A 7,751-nucleotide genomic window follows, 5' to 3' on the forward strand; every position below is an offset into this window, starting at 1 on the left:
GGGCATCACGGGGGCGGATCATCACATGGGAACGAACGCGCAATGGCTCAAACGATCGCCGACATCATGGCACTCACGCTGGCCGACGCCGGTGTAAAGCGAATCTGGGGCGTCACCGGTGATAGCCTCAACGGTTTGAACGAGACGCTGCGAAAGATGGGTCGCATCGACTGGATGATGACCCGCCACGAGGAAGTCGCGGCGTTTGCAGCAGGCGCTGAAGCGTCGCTGACCGGCGAACTCGCGGTATGCGCAGGCAGTTGCGGCCCGGGCAATCTGCACCTTATCAATGGTCTGTTCGACTGTCATCGTAACCATGTCCCGGTACTGGCTATCGCCGCGCATATCCCGTCGTCCGAAATCGGCCTTGGGTATTTCCAAGAGACGCATCCGCAAGAACTGTTCTGCGAATGCAGCCACTTCGTCGAGCTTGTTACCAACCCGGCACAGATGCCGGAGGTGATGCACCGGGCGATGCGCGCCGCGATCGGCAAACGCGGTGTCGCGGTGATCGTGGTGCCCGGCGACGTCGCGCTGCTCGATGCGCCGAAGGGAGCGACCGGGATGTTCCCTCGGCTGAATGCGCCGCGGATCGTACCGAATGCTGACGATATCGACACGCTGGTAACCTTGCTCGACGAGGCCAGAACGGTCACGATCCTGGCCGGCGCGGGCTGTGCAGGACAGCATGATGCCGTCGTGGCGCTGGCGGACACGCTCGGCGCGCCGGTGGTCCACGCGCTGCGCGGCAAGGAGCATGTCGAGTGGGACAACCCGTTCGACGTCGGCATGACCGGTCTGATCGGCTTTGCATCGGGTTATCAGGCGATGGAAAACGGCGAGCTACTGCTGATGCTCGGCACCGACTTTCCGTATCGCAACTTCTATCCGAAGGGCGCAAAGATCGTCCAGGTCGACCGTGATCCATCGCAACTCGGGAAACGCGCGGCGCTCACGCTCGGCATCGTCGGCGATGTCGGGGAGACGCTCGCGGCGGTACTGCCTCGGCTGACGCGAAGGACCGATCGCAAATTTATCGATGCGGCGCGCAGCCATTATGCCAGCGCCCGCAAGGGCCTCGACGACCTCGCGACGCCGTCAAAGCCGGGGCGCCCGATCCATCCGCAGTATCTGGCAAAGGTCTTGAGCGATGTGGCCGCGGACGATGCGGTCATCTCCGCCGATGTCGGCACGCCGACCGCCTGGGCGTGTCGCTACATCACCGTCAACGGCAGACGCAGGCTGCTTTTCTCGGCCAATCATGGATCGATGGCGAACGCACTGCCGCAGGCGATCGGCGCACAGGCAGCGTATCCCGCGCGTCAGGTCATCTCGCTATCGGGCGATGGGGGGTTCGCGATGTCGATGGGTGACCTGTTGACGTTGAAACAGCTCAACCTCCCGGTGAAGATCGTGATCGTCGATAACGGCGAACTTGGGTTCGTCGCGCTCGAACAGAAGGCCGGCGGGTTTCTCGACGTGAACGTGAAGTTGGAGAATCCGGATTTCGCGATGATCGCGCAGGCCTCTGGTATCCTGGGTATCAATGTCACCGAGTCCGCGGATCTCGAGGAATCGCTGCGACGGGCTTTCGCGCATGACGGACCGGCGCTGGTTTCGGTGAAGACCGCATCTTATGAACTGCTGATGCCGCCGTCGATCAAGGCCGAGCAAGCGAAAGGCTTCAGCCTGTATATGGCAAAGGCGATCCTCAACGGTCGCGGCGACGAGGTGATCGAACTCGCGCGGACCAATTTACGGTAGGTGGTGCGGCGACTGCACAGAGCCAGCGGGGAAGGTGGGGAAGGTCGTCGACCCTCCCCAGTCTTGCTTACTCTTCGTTGCCGAGCGTCTTCTTGGCAGCGTCGAGCGCGGCCTTCCCGCTCTTGCGGACAGTCTTGCCCACGGCGTCCCCAGCCTTCTCGACCGTGCTGCCGGCCTTGCGACCCAGACCGATCGACTTCGCCATCGCGCGTCGCGCTTCGGAATAGTTCGCGGCGACCATCGGATAGTCTGCCTTGAGGTTGAACCGCTCGCGATACTGCTCGGGCGTCAGTCCGTTAGTGGTGAGGTGGCGGCGCAGCGTCTTGTACTTCTTGCCGTCCAGCATCGAGATGATGTGATCGGGCGACGCGAGCGATTTGCGCGCCGTGACGGCAGGCTCATAGCTCTGCGCTGGTGCCGTCTCTGCATCGCTGTCCTCGCCGTTGGTCAGCTTGACCACGGCGGCATGCATCGAGAGCAGAAACGCCGGGACGTCGTCGGCCGACGTGCGAGTGTTCGGGTTTGCGAGCCAGGCTGCGGTCAGTTCCGCGGCCAGTTCCACGGCATTCATTGTATCGGTCACACTCAGTCCTTGTCTCTACGGCCCCCCGGCGCGGGGGTGACTACAACGTGCGCATCGAAATGAAAACCCGCGAAGAGATGACATCTTTGACAATATTCTTCTTGCATAAGTGCGCGTTAGTCTGTCGGCCGATCACTGTGTCAGGCGTTCGATACACCATCAACGCTGACCAGATCCGCTGTTATGGCGACGCCGATTATACGCACGCGCTTATGAACATGATCGACCGGGACGCGTGCCAATTGAAGTTGGTATCTGCCCCCATCATCGCGCTGCAATACGAACGCACCGTCCTCACGGATCAGCGTTCCGGTTTCATCGATTGGCGTGGGTGTGATGGTCATTAAGCGGTAACGCATGACATGCTGACAAGATCACCGGACATGGACGGGGTGATCAGCTAGGGAATACGGATGTCGCTCCCCATCCTCTACAGCTTTCGCCGCTGCCCCTATGCGATGCGCGCGCGCCTCGCGCTGCTCGCGAACGGGCTGTCGGTCGAATTGCGTGAGGTCTCACTGCGGGCGAAGCCGGCGGCAATGGTCGCGGTCTCGCCCAAAGCGACGGTGCCGGTATTCATCCTGCCCAACTGCCGAGTGATCGATCAGAGCCTCGACATTATGCGCTGGGCGTATGCGCAGCGTGGCAACGTCGAGACCCTGGACGCTTCGGCCGAAGCTTTGATCGCAACCAATGATACCGCGTTCAAGCATCATCTCGATCGCTATAAATATGCTGAGCGGTATCCCGAGGACGCGATAGAACATCGCGATGCGGCGACTGCGATCCTGGAACAGCTCGAGACATGGTATGCTGGGCAGGGCGTCTCAATCGACGGTCGGCCGAGTTTCACCGATATCGCGATCCTGCCGTTCGTCCGGCAGTTCGTAGCAACCGATAGTGCCTATTTCGACCAGTTGGCGCTCGCGAACCTGCAACACCGCCTAGCTGCGTTTGTCGGGTCACGACTGTTCGCGCAGGCGATGGTCCGCCTCTCACCTTGGCAGCCTAGTGACCGGCCTAGTGTGTTCGGCGCCGGACACGCGCACTCGGGGCTGGCGGAAGAGGTGGGATTCGAACCCACGGAGGGCTTGCACCCTCGCTGGTTTTCAAGACCAGTTCCTTAAACCACTCGGACACTCTTCCAAGCCAGTCGGTGAGCGCATCTAGGCGGTGCGCGGCATGATCGCAACACCTGCCGTCGGCGGTCCTGAATGAGGAACCCGCCGAACCATTTGCATGCGGACCGCGCCCGCGGCAAAGCGCGCGAATGGACCTAGACTCGATCTCGCAGCATTTCTTCGGGACGACCGATATTGATACGCTCGATCCCCACGCGCTCGAAGTCGGGCGGGACCGGGTGTCGCTGGCGTTCGGGACCGAGCGGGAGCCCGGGCGTCGATTTGCGCTTTGGGCGGTGCTGCGAGCGACCGGCGAAGCGCCGGCGCCAGCGGTTGCGTTCGAGAATGCGCACGAGCGGCGAGCCGCAGAGGCCTATGCACACCTCATGGGATTCTCGGGCCGGTCTTAGAAAGCGTGATCAGGCGGCGCGGCGCTGTTGAAGAGCGCGGTCGATCCGACAGATCAGGTCGGAGATTGATGGCCGGTCGAACTCGGTCGGCATCAGGTCCAACCGAGTCGGCGCGATGCGCATCCGGTTACCGACCAGCGTGAAGACATCCTGTTGACGTGCCATCGATCCACATCCCTTGCGATGCCGATCATCATGCCCGCGAACCGTTAACCAAAGATTGGCGACCGCGTGAAAAAACCTGAGTTGTGCACCGGGGTGACGTCTTTTGCGTCGAGCGCCGAGGGAGAAAGTGTTCGCTGGGCGCGTTGAGGCGGCACTGTTCCCCAGCGAAAGACCAGCTATGCACAACGACCTGACGGGCCAGGCCGCGATCGTCACCGGCGCAAGTTCGGGTCTTGGCCGCGCCTCCGCCATCGCCTTTGCCAAGGCGGGTGCGAAGGTTGCCGTCAACTATAACAGCAGCGCCGACAAAGCGCGCGAAGTGGTCGAGGCGATAGAACACGCAGGCGGTGAGGCGTTCGCCTGCGAGGCGGATACGTCGGACGAGGCGGCGGTATTGAAGCTCTTCAACGACACGACAGAGCGATTCGGCGGCGTCGACATTGTGTTCGCCAATGCCGGCATGCAGAAGGACGCAGCGTTTGCCGACCTGACACTGGAGGACTGGAAGCGCGTCATCGACGTCAACCTGACGGGGCAGTTCCTCGTCGCGCGCGAAGCCGTGCGCCGGTTCCGTAAGCAGGGCGACCGCGGCATCAGCCGATCGATCGGAAAGATCCTGTTCATGAGTTCGGTGCACGAGGTTATCCCCTGGGCAGGCCATGCCAACTATGCGGCATCGAAAGGTGGCAGCGGGATGCTCATGCGGACGCTTGCGCAGGAGGTTGCCGGAGACCGCATCCGCGTGAACGGCATCGCCCCTGGCGCGATCGCGACCGAGATCAATGCCGACGTGACCGCAGATCAGGACAAGCTGCTCGAGCTGATCCCATATGGCCGCATCGGCGACCCGGAGGACGTGGCGCGCGCTGCGCTGTTCCTCGTCTCGGACGCGGCGGATTATATCGTCGGATCGACGCTGACGATCGATGGCGGCATGTCGCTCTATCCCGGCTTTCGTGACAATGGCTGAGCGGGTGGTGGAGCCCCGGATCTTGATCGCGGATCACGGCACGATCGGCAACCTGGAGACGATCGCGCTGATCGATACGGCGGGAACGATCGACTATCTCTGCTGGCCTTGTCTCGACAGCGCGTCGGTCTTCGCGCGCCTGCTCGACGGCAAGAAAGGCGGGCACTTCGCGGTCGAGCCCGACCTCTCCGATGCGAACATCGTCCAGATGTATCTACCGGAGACCAACATCTTGCTCACCCGCTGGATGGCAAACGCGGCCAGCGTCGACCTGGTCGATCTGATGCCGGTTGGGGACTCGGCGGATGACACACCATCGCGCGTGATCCGCCGACTGACCTGCACGCGCGGATCAGCCAGGATCCATGTCAGATGCGCGCCGCGGTTCGACTATGGCGTCGTGGGCCGGACGGCGTCGGTCACCGCGAATGGCGAGAACGTCTCGCGTGGCCGGTTCGATCATGAGAGCGGATTGGCGTTGGCGCTCCACGGCCCGGGTACGCTCGTCGCCGACGGCTACGACCTCACCGCCGACATATATCTCAACGAAGGTGACACCGTTTCGCTGGTCTTGAGCAATCCTGACGACGTCTCGCTTGACACCGCTGCGCTTGATGCCGTCGTCGAGAAGGACATTGCCTATTGGCGCACGTGGAGCCGCAAGTCGCTCTATCGGGGGCGCTGGCGCGAAACCGTTGAGCGTTCCGCGATGGCACTCAAATTGCTCACTTCTCGCAAGCATGGTTCGATCGCCGCAGCGGCTACATTCGGTCTGCCTGAAGCGCCTGGTGGTGTCCGTAATTGGGATTACCGGGCGACGTGGATCCGCGACTCGTCGTTCACTGTCTACGCCTTGCTGCGGCTGGGCTATCAGGGTGAGGCCGTCGGCTTCCTTCACTGGGCGATGGACCGCGCGCAGGCCTGTTCGCAGGGCCATATTGGGGTGATGTACGCACTCGACGGCGGCGAGATCGCGGATGAACGCAAGCTCGACCTAGCGGGTTTCGAGGGTGCGTCACCGATCGTCGTGGGCAACGAGGCGAAGGATCAGACGCAACATGACATCTATGGCGCGCTGCTCGACGCGACCTATCTCGGCAGCAAGTATGGCGAGCCGATCGCGCACGATTCCTGGGTCGCGATCTCTCGGATCGTCGATCAGATTTGCAAGACGTGGGCGACGCCGGATTCAGGCATCTGGGAAGTCCGCGGACCGAAGAAGCATTATCTTCATTCGCGGTTGATGAGTTGGGTTGCAGTCGATCGCGCTGTGCGGCTGGCGCAGAAGCGCTCGTTGCCCGGGCCGCTGGTACGCTGGTCGGAAGTTCGGACCGCGATCCATGACGATATCTGGGCCAATTTCTGGAACGACGACCTCGGCCGTTTCGTCCGCGCGCTTGGCGATGCACCCGAGGACAAGGCAGTCGATGGCGCGTTGCTGATGATGCCACTGGTCCGCTTCATCGGCGCGACCGATCCGAAGTGGCTCGCGACACTGAAGGCGATCGGCGATGACCTATCTGATGACGGGCAGGTCTATCGGTATCGGATCGACGACGGCTTGCCGGGGCAGGAGGGGACGTTCGTCGCCTGTTCGTTCTGGTATGTCGAATGCCTCGCGCGGGCGGGGCGGCTCGACGAGGCGCGGCTGAACTTCGAAAAGCTGCTCGCGCACGCCAACCATGTCGGTCTCTTCGCCGAGGAGATCGCACAGGACGGCAGCTTCCTCGGCAATTTCCCGCAAGGCTTCAGCCACCTCGCGCTGATCAGCGCCGCCTTCTACCTCGATCGCGCGCTCGACCGCGACGGTCCGCGGGAATGGGCATGATTTTCATCACCACCGAAAGGACGGCATCATGAATCTCGATATCGCAGGCAAGATCGCGCTCGTAACCGGCGCGGACAGCGGCATGGGCAAGGAAACCGCCCGGCTGCTATTGCAGGAAGGTGTTCGGGTCGCGATCACCGACCAGCCGGGCGGTGATCTCGACTCCAGCGTCGAGGACCTGAAGGTGCATGGCGAGGTGATCTCGGTCGAGGCGGACCTCAACAAGCTGGACGACGTGACGACCCTATTCGCCAAAGTCCGGGCGCAACTCGGCGAACCCGACATCCTCGTCAATTGTGCAGGCGTGACGGGCGCGACCGGCGATTTCCTCGATGTCGATGATGGGGGTTGGCAGTCGACGCTCAACATTAATTTGATGGGCGCGGTGCGCGTGTGTCGCGAGGCGATCCCGGCGATGCGCGCAAACAAATGGGGCCGCATCGTGCTCATGAGCTCCGAAGACGCGGTTCAGCCTTATGTGGATGAGCTTGCGTATTGCGCCTCTAAGGCAGGCATTTCGAGCCTGTCTAAGGGGCTATCGAAGGCGTATGGCTGCGACAACGTGCTGGTGAACACCGTAGCGCCCGCCTTCATCGCCACGCCGATGACCGACAAGATGATGCGGAAACGCGCCGATGAGAAAGGCACGAGTTTCGACGAGGCGATCGAGACGTTTCTCGAGGAGGAGCGCCCAGCGATGACCCTCAAGCGCCGTGGCAAGGCGGAAGAGGTCGCGTCGGCGATTGTGTTCCTGTGCTCGGAGCGCGCCAGCTTCATCAACGGTGCGAATATCCGGGTGGATTCCGGCTCGGTCATGACAGTCGCGGGCTGAGCACGCGTATCTGATTACCGGCGGAGGCGGGGGGCGGGGATCTTAGACGAAATCGTCTGCAACCCCGCCCCCCCCCCC

The 7,751-nt window shown here is 62.4% G+C and carries 8 protein-coding genes, 1 tRNA gene and 1 pseudogene; 6 read left to right on the forward strand and 4 right to left on the reverse strand.

Annotation, left to right across the window (positions count from 1 at the left end; genetic code table 11):
* Nucleotides 1–42: 42 nt before the first annotated feature.
* Entirely contained in the window at nucleotides 43–1,764 is a 1,722-nt protein-coding gene (gene poxB / locus ASE88_RS03085) for a ubiquinone-dependent pyruvate dehydrogenase (RefSeq protein WP_056475329.1), read from the forward strand.
* 67 nt (nucleotides 1,765–1,831) lie between these two features.
* Here poxB and ASE88_RS03090 read toward each other — a convergent pair whose 3' ends face one another.
* Both ASE88_RS03090 and ASE88_RS18125 read right to left on the reverse strand, forming a co-directional pair.
* Nucleotides 1,832–2,335, reverse strand: a complete 504-nt coding sequence (locus ASE88_RS03090; protein WP_055875899.1) for a MucR family transcriptional regulator — start codon at nucleotides 2,333–2,335, stop codon at nucleotides 1,832–1,834.
* A 152-nt stretch (nucleotides 2,336–2,487) separates the two neighbouring features.
* A complete protein-coding gene (locus ASE88_RS18125; protein WP_082463257.1) occupies nucleotides 2,488–2,691 on the reverse strand; it encodes a DUF5818 domain-containing protein in 204 nt (67 codons plus the stop codon).
* Between the two features lie 69 nt (nucleotides 2,692–2,760).
* On the opposite strand from ASE88_RS18125, the pseudogene ASE88_RS19765 reads away from it, so the two are divergent.
* Nucleotides 2,761–2,982 (forward strand): annotated as a pseudogene (locus ASE88_RS19765) (glutathione S-transferase N-terminal domain-containing protein); the annotation flags it as partial.
* Between the two features lie 421 nt (nucleotides 2,983–3,403).
* On the opposite strand, the gene ASE88_RS03105 reads toward ASE88_RS19765, so the two are convergent.
* Nucleotides 3,404–3,493, reverse strand: a tRNA-Ser gene (locus ASE88_RS03105).
* A gap of 124 nt (nucleotides 3,494–3,617) precedes the next feature.
* On the opposite strand from ASE88_RS03105, the gene ASE88_RS03110 reads away from it, so the two are divergent.
* Nucleotides 3,618–3,878: a hypothetical protein gene (locus tag ASE88_RS03110; RefSeq protein ID WP_056475335.1), complete on the forward strand. Its 261-nt coding sequence runs from the start codon at nucleotides 3,618–3,620 to the stop codon at nucleotides 3,876–3,878.
* Nucleotides 3,879–3,887: 9 nt separating this feature from the next.
* Here ASE88_RS03110 and ASE88_RS18685 read toward each other — a convergent pair whose 3' ends face one another.
* Nucleotides 3,888–4,043, reverse strand: a complete 156-nt coding sequence (locus tag ASE88_RS18685; RefSeq protein ID WP_156348206.1) for a hypothetical protein — start codon at nucleotides 4,041–4,043, stop codon at nucleotides 3,888–3,890.
* Nucleotides 4,044–4,221: 178 nt separating this feature from the next.
* On the opposite strand from ASE88_RS18685, the gene ASE88_RS03115 reads away from it, so the two are divergent.
* From ASE88_RS03115 to ASE88_RS03125, 3 genes are read left to right on the forward strand one after another with little or no spacing between them, the layout of a single operon-like run.
* Complete coding sequence (locus ASE88_RS03115; protein ID WP_056475339.1) at nucleotides 4,222–5,013, forward strand: glucose 1-dehydrogenase; 792 nt, start codon at nucleotides 4,222–4,224, stop codon at nucleotides 5,011–5,013.
* Nucleotides 5,006–6,841 carry a glycoside hydrolase family 15 protein gene (locus ASE88_RS03120; protein WP_056475343.1) on the forward strand — a complete coding sequence of 612 codons (1,836 nt, stop codon included), beginning with the start codon at nucleotides 5,006–5,008 and terminating at the stop codon, nucleotides 6,839–6,841. Before ASE88_RS03115 ends, ASE88_RS03120 begins: the two co-directional genes overlap by 8 nt.
* A 28-nt stretch (nucleotides 6,842–6,869) precedes the next feature.
* Complete coding sequence (locus ASE88_RS03125) at nucleotides 6,870–7,673, forward strand: SDR family NAD(P)-dependent oxidoreductase (RefSeq protein WP_056475345.1); 804 nt, start codon at nucleotides 6,870–6,872, stop codon at nucleotides 7,671–7,673.
* The last annotated feature ends 78 nt before the right edge of the window (nucleotides 7,674–7,751 follow it).

This window comes from Sphingomonas sp. Leaf38 (assembly GCF_001421825.1).
Taxonomy (GTDB): domain Bacteria; phylum Pseudomonadota; class Alphaproteobacteria; order Sphingomonadales; family Sphingomonadaceae; genus Sphingomonas.